This is a genomic window from Desulfoluna spongiiphila (genome assembly GCF_900101345.1).
Classification (GTDB): Bacteria; Desulfobacterota; Desulfobacteria; order Desulfobacterales; family Desulfolunaceae; genus Desulfoluna; species Desulfoluna spongiiphila.
This window is the reverse complement of record NZ_FMUX01000009.1, coordinates 210,554-230,296: the sequence shown is the minus strand read 5'-3', so window position 1 is coordinate 230,296 and position 19,743 is coordinate 210,554. Positions and strand designations below refer to the sequence as shown.

General features: G+C 49.5%; 23 protein-coding genes. 20 read left to right on the top strand and 3 right to left on the bottom strand.

The features are described from left to right. The first annotated feature begins 445 nt into the window (after positions 1-445). The 8 genes from BLQ12_RS13905 to BLQ12_RS13870 all read left to right on the top strand — a co-directional run bounded on the left by BLQ12_RS13905 (position 446) and on the right by BLQ12_RS13870 (position 9,345). Positions 446-1,543: a type I restriction endonuclease gene (locus BLQ12_RS13905; RefSeq protein ID WP_092211264.1), complete on the top strand. Its 1,098-nt coding sequence runs from the start codon at positions 446-448 to the stop codon at positions 1,541-1,543. Between the two features lie 155 nt (positions 1,544-1,698). Further along, positions 1,699-2,685, top strand: a complete 987-nt coding sequence (locus tag BLQ12_RS13900) for a DUF3644 domain-containing protein (RefSeq protein WP_092211263.1) — start codon at positions 1,699-1,701, stop codon at positions 2,683-2,685. Positions 2,686-2,866: 181 nt separating this feature from the next. Beyond that, complete coding sequence (locus tag BLQ12_RS13895; protein ID WP_092211262.1) at positions 2,867-3,910, top strand: DUF4062 domain-containing protein; 1,044 nt, start codon at positions 2,867-2,869, stop codon at positions 3,908-3,910. A gap of 283 nt (positions 3,911-4,193) precedes the next feature. Then, positions 4,194-4,514, top strand: coding sequence for a hypothetical protein (locus BLQ12_RS13890; RefSeq protein WP_092211261.1), 321 nt, complete (start codon positions 4,194-4,196; stop codon positions 4,512-4,514). A 202-nt stretch (positions 4,515-4,716) separates the two neighbouring features. Then, the gene (locus BLQ12_RS13885; RefSeq protein ID WP_092211260.1) at positions 4,717-5,181 is read left to right on the top strand and encodes a hypothetical protein; all 465 of its coding nucleotides are present in this window, start codon (positions 4,717-4,719) and stop codon (positions 5,179-5,181) included. Positions 5,182-5,592: 411 nt separating this feature from the next. Further along, a complete protein-coding gene (locus BLQ12_RS13880; protein ID WP_092211259.1) occupies positions 5,593-8,679 on the top strand; it encodes an NACHT domain-containing protein in 3,087 nt (1,028 codons plus the stop codon). Positions 8,680-8,689: 10 nt separating this feature from the next. After that, a complete protein-coding gene (locus tag BLQ12_RS28365; RefSeq protein ID WP_092211258.1) occupies positions 8,690-8,800 on the top strand; it encodes a type II toxin-antitoxin system RelE/ParE family toxin in 111 nt (36 codons plus the stop codon). 164 nt (positions 8,801-8,964) lie between these two features. Further along, positions 8,965-9,345 (top strand): hypothetical protein, encoded by a 381-nt coding sequence (locus BLQ12_RS13870; protein WP_092211257.1) that lies wholly within the window; start codon positions 8,965-8,967, stop codon positions 9,343-9,345. Positions 9,346-9,378: 33 nt separating this feature from the next. Here BLQ12_RS13870 and BLQ12_RS13865 read toward each other — a convergent pair whose 3' ends face one another. From BLQ12_RS13865 to BLQ12_RS13855, 3 genes are read right to left on the bottom strand one after another with little or no spacing between them, the layout of a single operon-like run. Further along, entirely contained in the window at positions 9,379-9,633 is a 255-nt protein-coding gene (locus BLQ12_RS13865) for an Ogr/Delta-like zinc finger protein (RefSeq protein WP_092211256.1), read from the bottom strand. 24 nt (positions 9,634-9,657) lie between these two features. Continuing rightward, the gene (locus tag BLQ12_RS13860) at positions 9,658-10,683 is read right to left on the bottom strand and encodes a phage portal protein (protein ID WP_217640313.1); all 1,026 of its coding nucleotides are present in this window, start codon (positions 10,681-10,683) and stop codon (positions 9,658-9,660) included. 16 nt (positions 10,684-10,699) lie between these two features. Beyond that, positions 10,700-12,451 (bottom strand): terminase large subunit domain-containing protein, encoded by a 1,752-nt coding sequence (locus tag BLQ12_RS13855; protein WP_092211285.1) that lies wholly within the window; start codon positions 12,449-12,451, stop codon positions 10,700-10,702. 161 nt (positions 12,452-12,612) lie between these two features. On the opposite strand from BLQ12_RS13855, the gene BLQ12_RS13850 reads away from it, so the two are divergent. The 12 genes from BLQ12_RS13850 to BLQ12_RS13795 all read left to right on the top strand — a co-directional run bounded on the left by BLQ12_RS13850 (position 12,613) and on the right by BLQ12_RS13795 (position 19,737). Then, the gene (locus tag BLQ12_RS13850) at positions 12,613-13,509 is read left to right on the top strand and encodes a GPO family capsid scaffolding protein (RefSeq protein ID WP_092211255.1); all 897 of its coding nucleotides are present in this window, start codon (positions 12,613-12,615) and stop codon (positions 13,507-13,509) included. Positions 13,510-13,554: 45 nt separating this feature from the next. Beyond that, positions 13,555-14,583 carry a phage major capsid protein, P2 family gene (locus tag BLQ12_RS13845; protein WP_092211254.1) on the top strand — a complete coding sequence of 343 codons (1,029 nt, stop codon included), beginning with the start codon at positions 13,555-13,557 and terminating at the stop codon, positions 14,581-14,583. Between the two features lie 11 nt (positions 14,584-14,594). Further along, positions 14,595-15,329 carry a phage terminase small subunit gene (gpM, locus tag BLQ12_RS13840; RefSeq protein WP_092211253.1) on the top strand — a complete coding sequence of 245 codons (735 nt, stop codon included), beginning with the start codon at positions 14,595-14,597 and terminating at the stop codon, positions 15,327-15,329. Positions 15,330-15,430: 101 nt separating this feature from the next. Beyond that, positions 15,431-15,907, top strand: a complete 477-nt coding sequence (locus BLQ12_RS13835) for a head completion/stabilization protein (RefSeq protein ID WP_092211252.1) — start codon at positions 15,431-15,433, stop codon at positions 15,905-15,907. Positions 15,908-15,915: 8 nt separating this feature from the next. Beyond that, entirely contained in the window at positions 15,916-16,365 is a 450-nt protein-coding gene (locus BLQ12_RS13830) for a phage tail protein (RefSeq protein ID WP_092211251.1), read from the top strand. Next, positions 16,362-17,060, top strand: a complete 699-nt coding sequence (locus BLQ12_RS13825; RefSeq protein ID WP_092211250.1) for a phage virion morphogenesis family protein — start codon at positions 16,362-16,364, stop codon at positions 17,058-17,060. The genes BLQ12_RS13830 and BLQ12_RS13825 overlap by 4 nt, the downstream gene beginning before the upstream one ends. A 26-nt stretch (positions 17,061-17,086) precedes the next feature. After that, positions 17,087-18,196 (top strand): DUF2586 domain-containing protein, encoded by a 1,110-nt coding sequence (locus BLQ12_RS13820; protein WP_092211249.1) that lies wholly within the window; start codon positions 17,087-17,089, stop codon positions 18,194-18,196. A 9-nt stretch (positions 18,197-18,205) separates the two neighbouring features. Next, positions 18,206-18,658 (top strand): phage protein, encoded by a 453-nt coding sequence (locus tag BLQ12_RS13815; RefSeq protein ID WP_092211248.1) that lies wholly within the window; start codon positions 18,206-18,208, stop codon positions 18,656-18,658. Beyond that, entirely contained in the window at positions 18,658-18,858 is a 201-nt protein-coding gene (locus BLQ12_RS13810; protein WP_175469785.1) for a TraR/DksA family transcriptional regulator, read from the top strand. Before BLQ12_RS13815 ends, BLQ12_RS13810 begins: the two co-directional genes overlap by 1 nt. After that, on the top strand, positions 18,858-19,259 hold the full coding sequence (locus tag BLQ12_RS13805; protein ID WP_092211246.1) for a structural protein: 402 nt from the start codon (positions 18,858-18,860) through the stop codon (positions 19,257-19,259). The genes BLQ12_RS13810 and BLQ12_RS13805 overlap by 1 nt, the downstream gene beginning before the upstream one ends. A 14-nt stretch (positions 19,260-19,273) precedes the next feature. Further along, the gene (locus tag BLQ12_RS13800; RefSeq protein WP_092211245.1) at positions 19,274-19,483 is read left to right on the top strand and encodes a hypothetical protein; all 210 of its coding nucleotides are present in this window, start codon (positions 19,274-19,276) and stop codon (positions 19,481-19,483) included. Between the two features lie 5 nt (positions 19,484-19,488). Continuing rightward, positions 19,489-19,737 (top strand): hypothetical protein, encoded by a 249-nt coding sequence (locus tag BLQ12_RS13795; protein ID WP_092211244.1) that lies wholly within the window; start codon positions 19,489-19,491, stop codon positions 19,735-19,737. The last annotated feature ends 6 nt before the right edge of the window (positions 19,738-19,743 follow it).

Sequence of the window (19,743 nt, the reverse complement as noted above, 5' to 3'; positions counted from 1 at the left end):
CAGATCTACGAAGCCAACGTCCACATGTTCTTCTTTGACCGGGGCCTGGATGATGGTGGGAAGCGGAAAAGCCTCCGAGTGCTGAGGCGGGGGCATGTTGGGCACTGTCAGTACTGATGGAACGAGCAGGTTTGATTTCGTTCAACACTTTGAAATAAATTGAAATATGAAATTTAAAAAAGAGAATAATAACGAGGCGGGCACCATAAGATTTTCTGAAACGCCCCAATGGCAACCATTCTTACAAGCCTGCCCATAGAAAAAAATGCTTAGAAAAATACAAGAAAAGCCTCGGCACGTGCCGGGGCTTTTTTTGTTTGGCTTGAATACTGTTGATGAATTGTTGAGTTTAGGTATATGTTTGCTGGATAAAATACCACGTGATGGGTTTACTAATTGACCCTGCTACACTCACTGTCAAACATACCAACACCCGGAGGACATTATGGAATTCATGGAAAAGCTGCAAGGTTTATCAGACAAGATTGAACAGGTGGCAGGGAACCTTGCGACGGAAGAGGCAACGAAAAACGCCTTGGTTATGCCTTTCCTCCATACCGTCCTTGGCTACGACATCTTTGACCCCAACGAAGTGGTCCCGGAGTTTACCGCAGACACGGCCACGAAAAAGAACGAGAAAGTGGACTACGCCCTGGTCAAGGATGATGAGGTCCAGATCCTGATCGAGTGCAAAAAATTCGGTGAAAACCTGACGCAGAAACATACCGGCCAACTCTTCCGATATTTTTCTGTGACCAAAGCCCGCCTTGCCATCCTCACAAACGGTTCCATGTACCAGTTCTTCACCGACCTCGACGCACCCAATGTCATGGACGAAAAGCCCTTTCTCATGCTCGACCTGGAGGACATCGACGAGTATGTCGTTCCCGAAATCAAGAAACTGACCAAGTCGGCCTTTGATGTCGATTCGATCGTTGATGCAGCCGGTGACCTGAAGTATCTCAACCAGATCAAAAAAGAGCTGCGAAAGCAGTTTGAAGCACCCGAAGAAGAGTTCGTCAGGTTTTTTGCCTCAAGGGTTTACGATGGCATGCTGACCCCCAAGGTCAAAAGCCAGTTTTTGGAAATGACAACCAAGGCGTTGAAGCAGTTTTTAAACGAGAGCATCAATGATCGGCTTAAGTCGGCCATCGGCCCGGACGTACAGATCAAGGCTGAAAAGGCGCCCTCAACTGAAGAAGAGGTTCGCGATAGCCCATCTGAAAAGGCATCAAAAATTGTGACCACCGAAGAAGAGATTGAGGGGTTCAATGTTGTCAAAGCCATCGTCCGTCAAAAAGTAGCGGTTGATCGGGTGGCTCACCGGGATACACAAAGTTACTTCGGGGTACTTCTTGATGACAACAACCGGAAGCCGATATGCCGACTCCATTTTAACGGCAAACAGAAATACATTGGCCTGTTCGATCATGACAAAAAAGAGACTCGTCACCCCATCGACTCTATTGATGATATTTTTAAATTTAACAATGAACTTATGGATATTGCGGGTTTTTATGACCAGCCGGAAACTGCTGAATAATTAGTGAGCTGGCTTACACTTATTTCAAATGCGTATTTTTAATGTCAGATGTGTAGGCCTGACTCTATATTATGACTTCATATTAATCTCATAATCCTAAATATTTAGCTGTGCGATTTTTACTTTATGTGTCGCAATATGGAAAAAAATAGATTATGGCTAAAAGGAATAGAAAAGTAGGTTCCATCAAAATAGAGCTTATCACAAAATCAAAAGAAGCAATGCTGACAGCGGTACAAATTTTTAACAATCCAAATATTCAATTTAAATCTGAGAGTTTTATTGTTTTGTCGAATATTGCTTGGACATATTTACTTCACGCTTATTACAGGTCAAAAAATGTTGAGTACAGGTATTTCGAACAACATGGTGCAAGGAGAAAATTCGATAAAACAAAAAGAGGCGCCTACAAATTTTGGGAACTGGAAAGATGCTTGAGTGACGATGCTTGTCCGATAGATAGAATTACAATATCAAACCTCAAATTTCTCATAGGCTTAAGGCATGAAATAGAACATCAGATGACTAGTAGAATTGATAATTATTTGAGTGCAAGATTTCAAGCCTGCTGCTTGAACTATAACTCTTACATCAAATCTCTTTTTAATGATAAACAAGGGATTGATAAGTACTTGTCATTTTCATTGCAGTTTTCTTCGATTAAGGAGGAGCATGCGAAACAACTCAAACAGTTTAGTGATCTCCCGGAAAATATATCAGCTTATATAAATGGGTATGATTCGAGCCTTCCTGATGAAGAATATAATGATATGAGATATTCATATCGTGTTTTATATGTTCCGAAGTCAGTGAATCATAAAGGGCAAGCGGACAAGGTAATTGAATTTCTTCCCGCTAATTCGCCTGAAGCTGAAAAATTAAATAAAGAGTATGTTCTAATTAAAGAAAAGGAAAAACCAAAATACCTCCCTGGTGAAGTAATAAAACTAATGCAACACGATGGTTACATTTTATTTAAACAATATCAGCATACACTTTTTTGGAAATCGATAGAAGCAAAAAAGAAAGGGAAAGGGTATGGCGTACAAGTAGCTAAAACATGGTATTGGTATGAATCGTGGATTAATGTTGTAAGAGAGCATTGCAAAAAAAATGCTACACAATATGGTAAAAATTCATAACGAAATAATTAGACGTAAATTTGTAAAAGGGGCAGGCCTACTCTTGACAAGAGCCCCCAGTTAAAATGAATTAAGTGAGCCTACACTTTAGGCAGGGGCCGTCAGTTTGTCAGATGTATAGGTTTGACTCCTTTTTTTTGCACAATAATAATTGTTAGAAATGATGAGAGTATGAAATATAATGGAAAAAAAGCATCAGGTTTTTGTTTCTTCAACATACAGGGATTTGATTGAAGAACGTAAGGAAGTAATTCATGCTCTTCTTGAGCTGGATTGTATCCCCGCAGGAATGGAACTATTTCCAGCGACAGATGAAGATGCGTGGTCTCTTATTACTGAAGTAATTGATGGCTGTGACTATTATATACTTATTGTTGCTGGAAAATATGGTTCAACAAATTCTGAAGGTTTTGGCTACACTGAAATGGAGTTCGATTACGCTGTTTCACAAAAAAAGCCAATTATTACTTTTCTTAATGAAAATATAGATGATTTACCTTCAAGTAAAGTAGAAACATCTGATAAAGGTAAGGAAAGTTTGAAAAAATTTCGAGATAAAGCCAAGGGACGTCATTGCAAGTTTTGGAGCTCTGCTCCGGATTTGGGCGGTAAAGTATCAAGAAGCCTCATACAACTTAGAAAAAAACATCCTTCTGATGGCTGGGTTCCTGGGCGTTATGCTGTTGATCAAAAAATGATAGCTGAAATGGAACGAATGCGAGCACGAATTGCCGAATTGGAAATTGAATTATTAATCGGTAATTCTGGGCCACCTAGTGATATTGAAGACCTAATTTGTGGTGATGAGGTTTATTCTATTCACCAAGAACTTTATATGAATAGCGAAAAAGAGAAGAAAAAGTATGTGTTAAATGTAACATGGGATAAATTATTCTCTTATTGTGGGCCTGTGCTTTCAGGTGAGTGTACTGACAGCCAGCTCCAAGAGAAGATGAGTCTTGCGTATTGGCATGCTGTAGCAAGCGACATAAGGGAATTTAATGACCATCTAAATATAATAATTCCTTATGTTTGTGAAGATCAAATAAAAGTTCAATTTCAAGCATTAGGGTTAATGGAGCCGGGTACTAAAAAGCGTGCTGTCTCTGACACTAATACATACTGGAATCTTACTTCTTATGGTGAAAGATATCTTATAAAAATAAAGGCTCTAAGAAGAAATTCTAACAAATCACTGGTAGGTACCGCTACTGCTACGCAGTAGTTCCCTATTTTCGTTCGGCAGCCCCAGAGTTCCAGCATCAGCATACTGAATAAACCGTTACTATCGGTAATTATGGGTGGTTGCAATGAAGCAAAATATCATAGAAGTAATTATTCAAAATGTGATGGGGTCAGACCTACACATCTGACAAACTGATATTTTCTTTCAAGAGTGTGGGTCTGCCCCCTTTTTTTCTCTTTCTCTTTCTTTTTCTATTCGCTGTTTCTGTTACACATAGTCCAATTGAGTGTGAAGGGGTCAGACCTACGCATCTGACAAACTGATGTTTTCTGTCAAGAGTGTAGGTCTGACCCCTTCTTTCGAGATGAAACAGACCAATGAAGACATCGGCTCTATGTGCTGTGACTCCTTTGCCACTGCCTGTTACCTTCACCTCAAGGCCGAGTGCAAAGAAGAGCGCGTGGCCGCCCGCAAACTCATTCAACAGGTGTTGGATGTGATGGGCTGGGAGAACCGGAGAACTTTTTTTAATCGCCTGTTTGATTCTTTACCTGGAAACGAGGTGGTGTATGCGGAGGTGATTCCGAAGCATTCGGAATTCAGGAGGTTGTTTGCCGGGGAAAATAGTTCGGAGGGGATGTAGCCACAAAACTCAACACGAAGGCATAAGCGGAATAGGATGATTGTGTTCCCTGTGTAATGGGAATTAACCCATGTATCCGGGCCTTAGGCTTGGTGCATGGGTTTTTGTTTGAGGTGAATACTGTTGATGAATTGTTGAGTTTAGGTATATGTTTATTTTTAGATTATCCGAATCTTAAACAATAAATTAATTGGAATATATTATGGAATCAGCGGGTATAATAGAAGAAACTGTCTCAATTAAAGTGTTGAAAGTGAACTCGCGTAAAATGACACAGGCTGTTTTCAAGCAGCTTCGAACAAAGAGTATTTTTGACGCTGAATTAAACTTATTGGGGCATCCTTGGGGGACTGTGAACTATTTTGAAGCAGGCACTATGAAGCCTGGTGCTCTTCACTTGGTCTGGTCAGATGGAAGCTCTTTATTTCGTTGGATAGTCTGTCCTCTTTATGTTTCTTTTGAAACCGCTATTATCGCCTATCGTAAAGACGACTTAAGTTCAGATGGTAAAAATAATGCCTATCACTCTTTGCCAGATAATAATTTAAAAACAGTTGTACATAAGGCTGATAGTGGTGACATTGATAACTCAGAAGAATTATTTAAAAAATACAATGAACATTATGCTTCATTCAAAAAGATGAATCAGTTGTTGATCGCCACATAACTGAAACTGTTAGATGTGTAAAAAGGGGGCAGGCCTACATTCTTGACAAAAGGTTTAGGATCTTAAAAAAAACATAAAGTTGGGTTGTAAATGCATCTTGTCAGATGTGTAGGTCTGACCCCCACCTTCACCCACCTTCATCGTTTTAATGCGGGTTGATAATAGGTGTTGGTATTGGGTGCTACAATATTTACAAGCTGCTTTCAAGCGCCAAGAAGCCGGATGAAGCAATTCTTGATCTTGAAAGTAAGGTCGAGAAAATAAATACTAACATTTAAATGATTTAAATTTTAGTGTGGAAGGGATTCAGACTCATACTTTTGACACGATTATTTGTTTGTCAGATGTTTAGCCGTGCCCCGTCATTTTTTGCTTAGTTTGTATAAAATAAATGGGAGAGTTTTGCATAAAATGAATCGTTACGCATCATATTCTATATCAATAATTGCTACGATTGTAGGCTTTATATTTACTCTCAAATTTTTCAAATTGACTGATGCAGTTATTTTTAGCATTTTTATCTTGATGCTATATGCTCTAACTAGACGCATCTGGTTGCCAGAAGGCTATGAAAAAAACGCTGTTCGCATTGCATCTATTGGAGTTGCAAGCGCTCTGTTGATCCCAACACCTTTATGGGCCCATCTACTCGAAAATAATTGGCATTTGATTCAATTGTATCTGCAAATTCAGTTGCCCCCACCAACCTTGTTTCATTTGTCCTCATTAAACGTTATAGCTGCGACGCTTATTGTCTTTTTAGTTAACCTGTTTATGAGCTTAAGAACACCAATTCTATCTTCCAATAAAAAACCTTTTGACGATAACTTCCCTGAAAAAAGTTACAACGATAAACTGCTAAAAGTCGCTAATGCCCTTAAAGAAGTTATATCTACCATTGACCATGATTTATATTGGAATTCTGAATTTTACGAACCACTTGAAGCAAAGATAGAAGTTTATGGTGAATCTAAAGCCATTTCTACACTTGTAGAAAGTATCAAAAAAGATAAAAAAACTCGTAAATTTTTGGTTTTAGGGGACCCTGGCTCAGGAAAAAGCGTCGCCTTGAGAAAGCTTGCACTTGATATATTATCGGAAACCAAACGAACTGGAAAGCTTGCTCTCTATATTAATTTAAAAGAATGGGTAGTCAAGCAGCCATGGTCGGAAAGCAATCCACCTTCGATGGAAGAGCTGAAGTCCTTCATTGTAGATAAAGCTTCGCAAAAAGACCATTTCGTCTACGAGTTCTTTGAAGAATTTTTTTTTCAAATGTTCGAACACGGACGTTTTATTTTTTTGTTTGATTCTTTCGATGAGATCCCAGGAGTATTGGATGAAGAGGAGTCGTCCTGGTTGATTAACGAACTTTCTCAATTGTTTTCGCGGTTCATTGGTGGGGCCCATGAATCAAGAGGTGTTTTGGCATCACGACAGTTTAGATGCCCAACCGGCGCTTATCTTCCCGGTAAGACTTTAGAAATACTTCCGTTTTCAGATTCTATGATTAGAGATTTGTTTATAAGAAACTCAAAAATTGACGACCGTATTATTACAAATCTATTTCGTGAAAGGCCCGATTGGATCTCTGTAGCAAGAAATCCTTTTAATGCCTCACTATTGGCTTCATATCTCAAGAAGAAACAAGTGATGCCCTTGAGTCAAGCTGATTTGTTTCAAACTTATCTTCATGATAGGTTTTCAAGTAGGGGGTGCCTTGCTGTGATGCGTAAAACGGGTATATGTGAGGACCAACTGATTCAATTCTGTATAGATGTTGGTTTTCACCTCTACGATGATTCGAAACTTGGTTTAGAGACGTCAAAAACTGACCTTTCCCAAAAATTGGGGCTTGATGTTACTCCATATTTTTCAATTCTCAAATTTGCACTCATTGCAAGGGTTGCAGATGATCAAGATACTGTTAGCTTCGTACATAGACGATTTACTGAATACTTCATCTCTCAGTATTTTGTGCAAAATCCTGATGGGGTAACATTCGATGTGGTCCCGAAAGATTCATCTGGAAGAGATGGTATGATTATGTATTGCGAAGTAGCCCCGATAGACAGAGCAATCGAAGTTAGCCAATCCTGTTGGGAGGAGGTGAGCAGATTAAGTAGCTTGAACCCTTACGAAAACGAGGATGATTACCGTCGCACAGTATTGTCTTTACGTTTTTTGATCCAGGCATTTAGATCACGCCCAGAGTGTATTGATCCATTTCGTGAGAAACTATCAAAATGGATTGCATGGCACCTAAATGGACCAATTCTGACAGCTAAACATGCTCTTGAAGCTACCGGGCTTTTGCAAGATGAAGAACTTGAAGTTCTTATGGTGCCAATCATAAGGAATAATGACCCTTGGTTAACGGAAACAGCAATCAGGGCATGTCGACATCTAGGGATAATAGATGTGTCCTTGCGGGACGCACTGCTAAAGCATCTTGAGCAAAGCACTCTATCAGATCTTATCTTGCAAAAAGATGAGTTGAGTTTTTCTTTTACTTTATCGCAGGCTTTCAAGCCTATAAACCGGTTTTTAAGGATGAAATTGGTCGTTGAGAAATTTCATATTATCGTCCATCTTTTACTTTTAATTAGATTTCCGATATCTTACATAGTTCTGTATTTTATTGTTATTATTAACGGTGGAAAGTTAAAATTAGTTAAGAATGCTAAATTTATTAAACAAGACAAACTTCCAACACGATTTTTTGGCTACTTGGTTCTTGTAACAACTTTTTTTACGCCAATATTTTATCCCAGTGCCGCCGATTCTAAAGAGCAACTGGATTATTTTATGAGATATTTTATATTTTTTCTTCTCTTATTTGGGCCGTATCATATTATCTCTTTGTTTGGGTTAAATATATCATTAAGGCAAATTGGAAATATTGGAATTTACGAAATTGACTTTCTATCAGATAATCACTTCCTTTCGCCCACATTAAAGTTTGATAAGAGCCTGATTAAGAAAGCAATTGTAGTGCTGCCAATACTATCATTGCTTTCGTTTGGAATGGTCGGAATTCTTTTTTTATTTGATTTTATTGGGTTGGCTGATTTTTTCGACTTGTTTTTCAACAAAATATCATATTATTGGGATATATTTCTGTGTAAACTAAGACTTATACAGCTTCCATCAATTCCTAACTCTCAATACATATTTTTTGGGTTTTTAATTTTTAGTTCGCTGTATATTTTATACATTTGCGCAAAAGAATTTATTATTCCTCAATGCAAAGTTATATCAAATTTCTTGATCGCTTCAAGACAATTGCGCAAAATCGAAATATCCTCATCCCTAACACGTCCAGATATTCTCCATTTATTACTTTCGATAAATAGTACTCACAGGATGAAACTTATAAAAAAAATACATGATAAAACAATTTCTGTGACCGGGATATGGCCTTCGATGGATGAATTATCAAAAGAAGAACGCAGTGAACTATCCAAATTAGATGAAAAGTGGATTCGATTAGCTTAAAAGAGCAAGGATGAAGGGGAAGGAACTAATCATTCTCCATACGTTCTTGAAAAAGGCACAGAAGACACCGAACAAAGAATTGAAGCTGGCGAGACGTCGGCTAAGGGAGGTAAAATCATGAGTTGCCCGACTTTCGATGATTTTAAAAAGAGGGCCCTGGAGAACCCCGAAGTCAAGGAAGCCTACGATGAACTGGCACCTGAGTTCGAGCTTCGCAGGAAACTGATTGCGTGAAGGGGTCAGACCTACACATCTGACAAACTGATGCTTGAAGGATTCAAAAAAATGAAGCTAACCGGAAGCAAAATGGAAGAGGATTTTAGGGAAGAGCTAATAAAATCTCACCAACATCATTTTGCATCTAAACCCTGCTCAAAGATAAAGGAAGTTCTCGAGCAAAACGGACACCCAACTTCAAGAGCATATATTTTACATTGGACCCCTGATCAAGATGGAGACTTCATTACAGTTCTCATTAATGGTGAATATGTAGTAACCACTGAAATAGACCACAATGATTTTTCGGTGACTTCAAGTGTTGACCGATATGAGTTGAAGGATTATCTCAAGGGCTTGAGCCGAATGAATCAAGTTCGTCTATTAGTTGCTAAGGACCTTTCAAATAATTCTAATGAAAAGGAAAAGGGACCTCGTCTTGACACCTGACACAGCCCCTTCCATCCTCATTTTCAATCCCCATCACCCCGCCTGCAACACCTGAAACATTTCCCTCTGCTCACACCGTGACGCCCCTTTACGGATCTTTGCCAACGCCTCCGGTGGGATATCCACCGCACTCGGTGACAACGTATGTGAAAACGCCAGGTCCATGACGAAGGTATGGCCGCACAGGGTGTTGGTGCATGAGCAGTAGAGCTGCTTGAACTCGTCGGAGATCTGGGTGCTGGACTGAATGGTGGCGGCCTGGCCGCATCGATTGCATTTGATTCGCATGGCTTAATTCCTTTCAGCCTTAATTTATGGTGCATAATCAGGTTCGTCAAAGGCTATCCGCAGGTTGCCGGTCAAATGGTCGTTGATCTGGACGAGGATGTTTCGGATGGGGACGATCTCGTTTTTTTCATAGACGATATCGGCCTTGGCGATGTCTCCGAACCCGCCCCGGGCTTCTGCCGGGACGATGCTGGCCAGAGCAGGGGGGATGCGGTGGGCGGCGATGATGTCGTCTCGGGAGATGTTTTTGATCTTTTCCAGGTCGTCCTTGGTGGAAAAATCCCCTACGGGGATGATCTGAAAATCTTTTTCCCTGCCGTTGGGCACGTGGAGGTAGAGGTTGCGGAAGTTGCCCAGCTTCTTGGTGGACTTCACGGCGTCCCGGATGGCGTTCTGCTCCTTGTCGCCCAGGGTGGCGGCGGACGAATAGAAGATGTACCCGGCGTGGGCCCCGTTGAGATAGTAGCGTCGCCGGAACAGGGTAGCGTCTTCGTTTAAGAGCATGGACTGGATGGCCCCCAGGTAGGAGGGGAGCCCGTAGATGGTCTGGGCCACGTCGTAGTTCTTCACGTGGATCACCTCCCCGGGCTGGAAGTCCGTGCGGCTACCGTCCACGTTGAGCATGCAGTACTGGCCTGGCTCCTTCATCCTTCGCATGTTGATGGCGGGCAGGTGCACCAGGGCGATGACCTCTCCCATCCAGTTGGTGACCTTCTGGAAGTAGGCGTTCAAAAAGGTGACGTAGTCCGTGACAAAGGGGAGCATCTGCAGCATGGGCACCGCGGCCGATCCCTTGAAGGCCCGCATGATCATGTTGGTTTTGAACTCCAGCAGGGGGCCGTGGTAGGCGTTGGCCCCGCGAAGCCGGGCCAGGCCTGCCAGGGACACGGGCGGGCTGTAGTAGCTGCCGTTGTCCAGGAGCCAGACGCCCACGTAGTCTTGAAGCTGGCTTGCCAGAATGGGGGTCGGCTCTCCGAAGTTGAAGGCCTCGGCGGTGCCGCCCTGGTCGTTCATGTGGTTCTTTCCTTGTTTGTTTCTCTTTTTTCCCATGGGTGTTGCCTCCGGATTATAAAACTTCCACGCAAGCGCCTTGCGCCTGGTCGTGGCTGATGGGTTCGTTGACAAGGGCGTGCATGATGGACCAGGCCACGTCGGCATGGCCGGTGGTGTCCGTGCGGTTGGCGGAGTAGGTCACCTGGCCGTTGGGGGTGTAGGTCTGCCTGATGGTGAGGAAGGCGTGGGCGATGGTGGTCTCCTGGGCATCCCATTGAATACGGTTTGAGGTGATGATCTCCTGGGCCTTCAGGACCATGCGGGTCTTGCTGCCTACGGAGTAGTGGATGGGGGTGGCCTGGGGGTAGAAGGTCTTCACCGTGTCGAACACGCCCATGCCCGGGCCGGTGACATCGATGCCCATGTAGGTGAAGTTGTACATAGCGCAGAGCTTCTTGATCTCGGCGGCCTGCCAGGTGAACGACTTGTTGACCCACTTGAACCGCTTGATCACCCGGAACGTGCCGCCGGGCGTGAGCGGCGGCACGACAATGACAAAGCTGGCGTCGTCCCGGTGGCGTGAGGGATCGTACCCGCCCCAGACCGGATAGTTCCCCATGGGGCGCAGGTCGGTGAAGTCGATGTCTTTCCACTCGGAGACATCGGCGGCGCACTCCTCCAGATCGGCGAAGCGGAACACCCCGAAGGTGTCGTCCATGAACTGGCAGCCGAAGAGGTTGGCGAACTCGGACGGGGAGTATTCCAGCTCCAGCTCTTTTCGGTCGAAGAGGTCACACCCGCCGGCTTCGGCATCGTCCAGGGTGATGATCTTGCGCCAGGCGTTGTCCGGACAGAGGATGCCGGACTGCATCTCCTTGAAGCCCGGGAACTCCACCCGCTTTTTCTTGAAACGCTGGTTGTACCGGTCCCCGGTCCAGAGGTCGTAGGCGTCGTGGGTGACGGCGGACGGGGTGGAGAAAATGGTTTTCCTCCACTTCTTGTGCGTGGCCATGCCCGAGGCCACCTTGTAGAGCTCGTTGAACTTCTGGATCCAGAAGAACTCGTCAATGTAGATGTTGCCGGTGTAGCTCTGGGCGGACTTGGAGTTGTTGGAGAGAAAGTGCAGCTCCGCCGGGCCTTTTTCTGTGTGCAGCACAATGGGGTTGCCCTTGAGTTCGATGTCGAAATGCTGCTGGGCAATGGCCACGATGTACCGCCGGAACACCTCGGCCTGGGCCCGGGTGGCCGAGAGAAAGATCTGGTTCCGGCCCGTGAGTACGGCGTCTTCAAAGGCCTCCTGGGCGAAGTACCAGGTGGCCCCGATTTGCCGGGACTTTAAGAGCATGCGGAACCGGTGGTGCCGGGCTTCCCGAAGCTCCATCTGATACCGGAAGTAGTACTTGTGCATCTTGACTTTGAAGTCATCTTCCTTGATGCCCGTGACGTCGTTTTTCTTTCTGCCCCGCTTGCGCTTCCCGCCGGAGCCTTCCCCTTTCTTTTTCCCTTCTGACCCTTCCCCGGGTTGTCCCTTTCCTTCCATGAGCATGCGGCTGTGCCGAAGCTTCACCAGGCTTTCCACCAGGCTGTTCATTTCGGTCAGTTCCAGCTTGGTTTTTTCATCCCGCTCGGAGAGGAGGGCCAGGCGCCTGCCCATGGCCTCCTCTACGCTTTCGGTGGAGAGAAGATCATCCCACTGCCCCTTGGTGCGCCAGTCGTAGACCGTGCGCAAGGGGGCGTTGACGATGGTGGCTATCTCCTTGGGGGTGTGGTGGCGAAGGTAGAGGCGCTTGGCCGCGTCTTTTATTTCCTGTGTGTAAAGGCTCATGCCGTGAGCATACCAGCCCGAACCCAAAGCCCGATTTACTTCCATTCCGATAACGCCAAAATCGGAATTGGTTTCGTGTACAGTCCTTTTCCCGCCACCTATGTTGGGGGTGTTGATGACTTGAAACCCATGAGAACCGCCCCTGCAACCAAGGAAAAAAAATGCCTTCCTCCCTTGTGACTGATTGGAAATGTGTCGCCACCTCCGGCCCCACCGTGGACGGTCGGGTGCTTCAGCCCCAGTGGTTTACCGACATGGCCGAGACCTACAGCCCCGCCACCTACACCGCCAAGATCTGGATCGACCACATGCGCTACGCCGCCTATGGATCGGTGCGGGAGCTGAAGGCCGAAGAGGTGGACGGCGTGGTGAAGCTTTACGCCAAGATCTCCCCGAGCCGGTCCCTGCTTCAGATGAACCAGGTGTGGGAGGAGTACCTCCATTTTTCCATTGAGGTGACGGAAGACTTTGCGGCCACGGGCAAAACCTACCTGACGGGCCTGGCCATGACCGATTCCCCCGCGTCCCTGGGCACCGATGAGATGCGGTTTTCCAAGCTGCAGGGCCGGGAGTTCACCGCCCGGTATGCCGGGGAGGAGGTGCCGGATCTGAGCAAAGAGTTTATGGGCGACGAAGACCGCTTCATGACCACCTTTTTTAAGAAGCTTGCCCATTTTTTTACAGACGAAAACCACGACGAAGAGACGGGAGACGACCCCATGAACAAAGAGCAATTCGAAGCCGTCAAGGGCACCCTTGAGGCAACCCAGCAGACCGTGGAAACCATGGCCGGCAACATGCAGACCTTTATGGAGACATTCAAGACGCCCCCGGCCGGAGACGGAAAAGGAGAAGGCGGCGAAGGGGAGGGCGGGGGCAGCGAAGGAAGCGAGACCCCGGCAGCCGCAGGCGAGGCCCAGTACACCGAGCTGAAGACGAGCGTGGACACCATGGTGAAGGCCTTCAACACCATGACCGAGCGCATGGAACAGCGCGTGCCCGGCACCCATTTTCGGGAAAACCCCAACCCTGCGGGGGAGCAGGATAACCTCTGGTAGGCACTTTTTCCGAACACCCTTTTATATTTTTGAGGAGCACCAACGATGAACAATTTTGCCTTGAAGGCATTCAATGAGATGTGCGGCCGCTTGGCCAAGCAGTATGGCATCCCCACCGTGGAAAAAGCTTTTACGGTGGAGCCCACCATAGAGCAGAAACTCCAGGATGCCATTGTGGAAAAGTCCACATTCCTTCCCAAGATCAACGTCTTTACAGTTGATGAGCTGGAAGGCCAGAACATCCTGGGCTGCGCCGCAGGACCCGTTTCAGGCCGTATCGATACTTCTATTGAAGGCAATGAGCGTACGCCTCGTGACCTTCTTGGGCTGGGGCAGCGCAAGTACAGGCTGAACAAAACCAACTCCGACGTTTACATGACGTATGCCACCATGGACGCCTGGGCCAAGTTTCCGGATTTGGCGGAACGTTACACCCGCTACGTTCAGGAGCGTATCGCCAACGATCGCGAGGTCATTGGCTGGTATGGCACCAACTCCGCCGACACGACCGACCTGGATGCCAACTCCATGCTCCAGGACGTGAACAAGGGGTGGATGCAGTACGTCAAAGAAACGGTCCCTGCCAATATTCTTACCACCGGAGAAAAGCAGGCCGGGGAGATTCGTATCGGAATGGACGGGGACTTTGTAAACCTCGACCATGCCGTCGTGGAACTCACCGAAGGTATTCCTCCCTACCTTCGCCGGGATTTGATTGTCCTCGTGGGCTCCGAGCTGGTGGCACGCGAAAAAACTTTACTTGCAGTTGCCAACGGGCAGACGCCTTCAGAAAAGCTCCTTTCTTCCTCGGCGTTCTCTATTTTCGGCGGCCTTCCCTGGGAGACACCTTCCAGTTTTCCGGAACGTGGTCTGGTCATCACCAGCTATGAAAACCTTTCCATCTATGTGCAGTCCGGCTCCTGGCGTCGCCAGATCAAGGAGAAGCCCGAGAAGGATCGCGTGGAGGATTACAACAGCCGGAACGAGGGCTACGTGGTCGAAACGCCCGAAAAATTCGTTGCCGTGGACTTCTCCAAAGTGAAGCTGCCCAACGGCTCCGACGGCTGGGCGTAAGGGAGGATTCCATGTCTTTGATGAAACGCTTTCAAGAGAAGAAAAAAGAAGATCCCGGCTACGGGGAAGGGGCGTCGTCCTTTGCTGTTCTGGGGACCATGCCCACCACGGCCATCGCCAAGCAGCAGACGTTGACCGGGTTTGAAAAGGAGCTGGAGGACGACCTGGCCAAGCTCAAGCTGATCCGGAGCCGGAAGCAGAAAGAGGCCGAGAAGGCCGCGCACCTGGTGCCCAAGTACCTGCCCGTGGTGGAGACCTTGAAGGCCTCGGGCTCCGATCACCCCCTGCTGGGCCAGATCCTGGTGTGGCTCTTTGACATCGCCGATATCCACGGGGCCATGGCCCTGGCCTTGTATTGCATCGAGCACGGCGTGCCCATGCCGGAGCGATTCCGCCGGGACCTGCCCATCTACCTTTGCGACACCATCACCGAGTGGGCCGAAGGCGAGCAGGACGCCGGGCGATCCGTGGAGCCCTACTTCGGCCAGGTGTGCGAGCTGGCCGAAGGCTGGGACATTCCTGACGAGGTGAGCGCCAAGATGCTTAAGCTGAAAGGCCTGGTGGCCATGGACCTGGAGTCCTGGAGCGAGGCCATAACCCATTTTGAACGTGCCGAGGAGTACGGCGCCAAGGTGAAAACCGTGCTGGGCAAAGCACGGAAGAAGCTGGAGAGCGCCAAGCCCGCCGAGGAGAAGCCAGCCGAACCGGCTGAGGCCTCCGGGGCGGAAGCTTCCGGCACCGAATAGAGCTCCCACACCACCGGCCGATCCCGCCGGGCCGTGCGTCCACACTATGTGAAACGCCTTGGCCCAGGCGGGGGCCGGTCCAAACCCAAAAAGGAAACTTTATGCCTGGTTTTACCGGAATTTCAAATCAGATCGACCCCACCGCTGTTGTGAAAAATGCTCCCTTTTGGCCCGATATTAATCTGGCCGAGTTTCAGGCCGCGTATCGTTTGCCCCCCGATTACAGCGATGGGCTTTTGAAGGATCGGCTGAGCCTTGCCATGTTGTGGGCCAACGGTGAGCTGAAAGGGTTTCAGCACGAACAGCAGCAGACCGGAGTGCAAACGCTTGACGAGGTCCCCGTGGACGATGGCGAGAGACTGGGCGGCGTTCACCCCAAGGTGATGCATTACACCCGTGCTGTCTGTTGCCACGCCAAGGCTCTTTTGCTCGCAGATTACGCCACATTGCACCGAAGAAATGATGCCCAGGCAGACACCATGGAATCCCCTGAAGCTGCCGACCGTTGGCGTAGTGAATCCTTTGCAGCCCTTTCCCAAATTCGCGAGTCGCTGAGCATTATGGTGGAGGCCCTTTAGGAGGACAGATGAAAAAGCTCTCAGCCCTTACAAGCCACATGCTGACCCTCTCCGGCATCACCCGGGATCAGGTCGAGGCCTTCACCGATCAGGGGAGATTGATCTCTGACGGAAAAGATCTGGGCTACGGCCTTCAGGTGGGCCGCTTTAAATACGACGCGGTGATTTCCATCGACCGGTGCCGAGCGGAGATCGCCGAGCAGCTTCTCTCCAGCCTGTTGATCTGGCTGGATGCCAACGATCCTGAACGGGATGTCCTGGAACTGGCCGAACCCGACGTGGACGTTACGCCCCTGGATGACCAGACCGTTGGGGTGGAGATCGTGGTGGCTTTTGATGAGCCCCTGGTCATCGTCCCCGACCCGGAAGGGCCCCTTGCGTATGAGGGCGAGCAGTGGCGGGTGGGTGACGCCGGGGTGACCGTGGCTGAGACGTTGGCGGGGATTGAAACGGTATGACGGACGTTAAAGTCAATGAAGACAAACGGGCCACCTTGAGGCTTCTGGACCAGTTGGATGTGCTGAGCATGAAGCCCCGCGAGCGAAAGCGGGTAATCAGGAGCATGATGGGCCAGACCCGGACCAAGTCCCGGCGCAACACTGCATCTCAGAAGACCATCACGGGGCAAAAGTTCACGCCTCGAACCAAACGCTCCAAGTCCCGACGCCGCATGCTCATGGGGTTGACGAAGCAGCTGAGCACCAAGCTCAAGAATGATCACAGGGGCGTTGTGGGGTGGTCGCATCACGTCCCTGCCGCCATTGCAAAAACGCACCAGGATGGGGCGACCGTTGAATGCAACTCCATAGAAAATAAGATGCATACCGGGCATTCGCCCTCTTATTTCAGAAAGCCATTGACGATCAAGCAAGCCCGGGCCCTGAAACGATATGGTTTCAGGCGACGGATCGCCCGAAAGCATGGCAAGGCCGTGTGGCGACGGGCCACAACCCGGTGGATTAAGGACAACGTCACCCTTGGCCAGGCCGGACTGATTCAGAACGCTTTGGTGCACAACGGTGAAACCAGAAAGCCAAACAGGTGGAAGGTGAAAGTTCCTGCCCGACCGTTCCTCGGCGCTACCCAGGAGGACGCCGACGCCTACCTTACCGAAATGGCTGAAACCGCCTTACAACGCATTAGAAAAGCATAGGGCAACCGTCATAAGGAGACCTTCATATGTCACTTGGAACGATTCAGATTAACCGGCTCAACCTCATGCAGGGCCCCCTGCCCGAGATCGAGCGCCATTTCCTGTTTATAGGGGAGGGCACCGTCAACCAGGGCAAGGTGCTTTCCGTGAGCAACGCCACGGACCTGGACGAAGCCCTGGGGGCCAACGCCTCCAACCTGAAGACCCAGGTGGAGGCCGCCATGGTCAACGCCGGGCAGAACTGGGGGGCAAGCGTTTTGCCCATCGCCGCCGACGGGTCCTGGGCCGATGCCGTGGACTACGCCATGGAGGTGACGAGCTGCGAGGCCATCGTCATCACCGATCCCGTGAGCGAAAAGACCGACATTGAGGTCATGTTTACTAAAGCGAAATCCATCCTGGCCACCTACATGCGGCCCGTTTTCTTCATGGCCAGAGTGCGGGGCTGTGGTGCGGACGAGGGCTGGGCCGATTACATCGCGGCCATTGAGCCCATCACCGACGGGGTGGCCGCCGACCAGGTGTGCGTGGTGCCTGCCCTGTGGGGACCGGACCAGGGAACCCTTGCGGGCCGTCTGTGCAATCGGGCCGTCACCGTGGCGGACACGCCCATGCGGGTGGCCACCGGTCCCCTCATCGGGACCTTTGGCGAGAGGCCCACGGACAAGGACGGGGTGATGCTCTCCATGGCCCACCTGAAGGCCCTGGACGCGAATCGGTTCTCTGTCCCCCAGTGGTACCCGGATTACCCCGGGGTGTACTGGGGCGACTGCAACATGCTGGACGTACCCGGGGGCGACTTCCAGGTTGTGGAGAACCTGCGGGTGATCCAGAAAGCGATGCGCCAGGTGTACCCGCTGACCGTGGCGAGGATCGGGGACAGGCGCCTGAACTCCACGCCGGAGTCGATTGCCGAGAACTCCAATTATTTTATGCGGCCCCTGATGAAAATGTCCCTGGGATCGCGCATCGGCAAGACGATTTTTCCCGGGGAGATCCACCCCCCGGCCCGGGACGCCATCACCATCCAGTGGGTGGATAAGAACACCGTGCGCATCTACATGAAGGCGCGGCCCTACAACTGCCCCAAGGACATCACCGTGAACCTGATGCTGGATCTCAGCACCAACGCATAGGAGTGACCCATGAAGCGAATCAGCAACAGCAGTTTTTCATTTAGCCTGGGGGATTTTCGCCTTCGGGCGGAGAAGGCCTCCCTCTCCATTGAAGACGGGCGGAAGTCCGTGCAGGACGGGGGCGTGCCCAACGGGTGGGTGCCCGGGGCGGTGAGCGCCTCCGGAGACATCGAGCTGGACGCCACGGCCATGGCCATCATGGCGGAAGAGGCGGCGGCCAAGGGCTCCTGGCAGGGCATCGAGCCCGTGGACCTTCAGTTCTACGCCAAGGGGACCAAGGAGGAGGAGAACGTGGAGGCCTTCGGGTGCCTTCTGAACCTCAAGGACATCATGGACTACGACCCCACCAGCGACAAAAAGGCCACCGTCAAAATCGGCTTTGAGGTGACGAGCCCCAACTTTGTGAAGATCAACGGCATACCCTACCTCGATCCGGCCAGGGTGGAAGGGCTCACCGACTGATGGACATATTGGACCGCGCACAGATCCTTGAATCCCGCGAGCGCAACGCTGCCGTGGCCAGCGCCCGGGCCGCGCTTCCCACGGGGCCGGGCCTTGCGATCTGCGCGCATTGCGACGAACCGATCCCGGAAGGGCGCAGGCAGGCCATGCCCGGCTGCACCCTGTGTCTGGATTGTCAGGAAGCATTGGAGACCATGTGATGGAAGCAACACGAGGCATTCGCAACAACAACCCCGGCAACATCCGCCACGGCGACAACTGGGACGGCCTGGCCAAGGTGCAGCCTGACCCCGCCTTCTGCCTGTTCAAAACCCCGGAGTACGGCATCCGGGCCATGGCAAGGGTGTTGACCAACTACCAGCGCCGCCACGGCATCAAGACCGTGCGGGGCATCATCACCCGGTGGGCGCCTCCCAAGGAGAACGACACCGCCGCCTACGTGGACCATGTGGCCCAGGTGGTGGGCGTGGACCCGGACGAGCCCCTGGTGGTGACCGAGGTCTTGCCCCGGCTGATCCCGGTGATCATCAAACACGAAAACGGCCAGATGCCCTACAGCGACGACCAGATCGCCACGGGGATCCGCATGGCCACCACCTGAAAAGGAGACGCCCCATGTTTTTGACCGCCATTGCAAGTTCCGCTTCCCACATCCTCGGCCGCATGGCCCTGGCCGTTGCCAGCGAAAAGATCCTCACCCGCCTGGTTATCCTGGGCCTGAAGAAGCTGGCTAAACAGACCACCAACACGGTGGATGACGAGCTGGTGGGGATGGTGGCCACGGAGCTTTCCAACCGCAACCTGCCTGAAGCCGAAGAGGTGTAATTCCCATGGTTAGCGAGACCTTTGAGTTCATAGCTCGTTATGTGTGGCCTGCGGTGCTGGCCTGGAACGTTTACCTGTTTCGATGCCTGGACTCAATCCGTTCTCGCGAATCCAATGAAAAATTGGCGCTGGTAGAGTTCAAGCTGTTTGTCGCGGAAAACTACACCAGCAAGCAGGACTTACAGGAGATCTTCAGCCGATTCGAACAGCGATTTATGGAACGGCTGGAGCTGTCAGAGAAAATTCATAAATAACGTAAG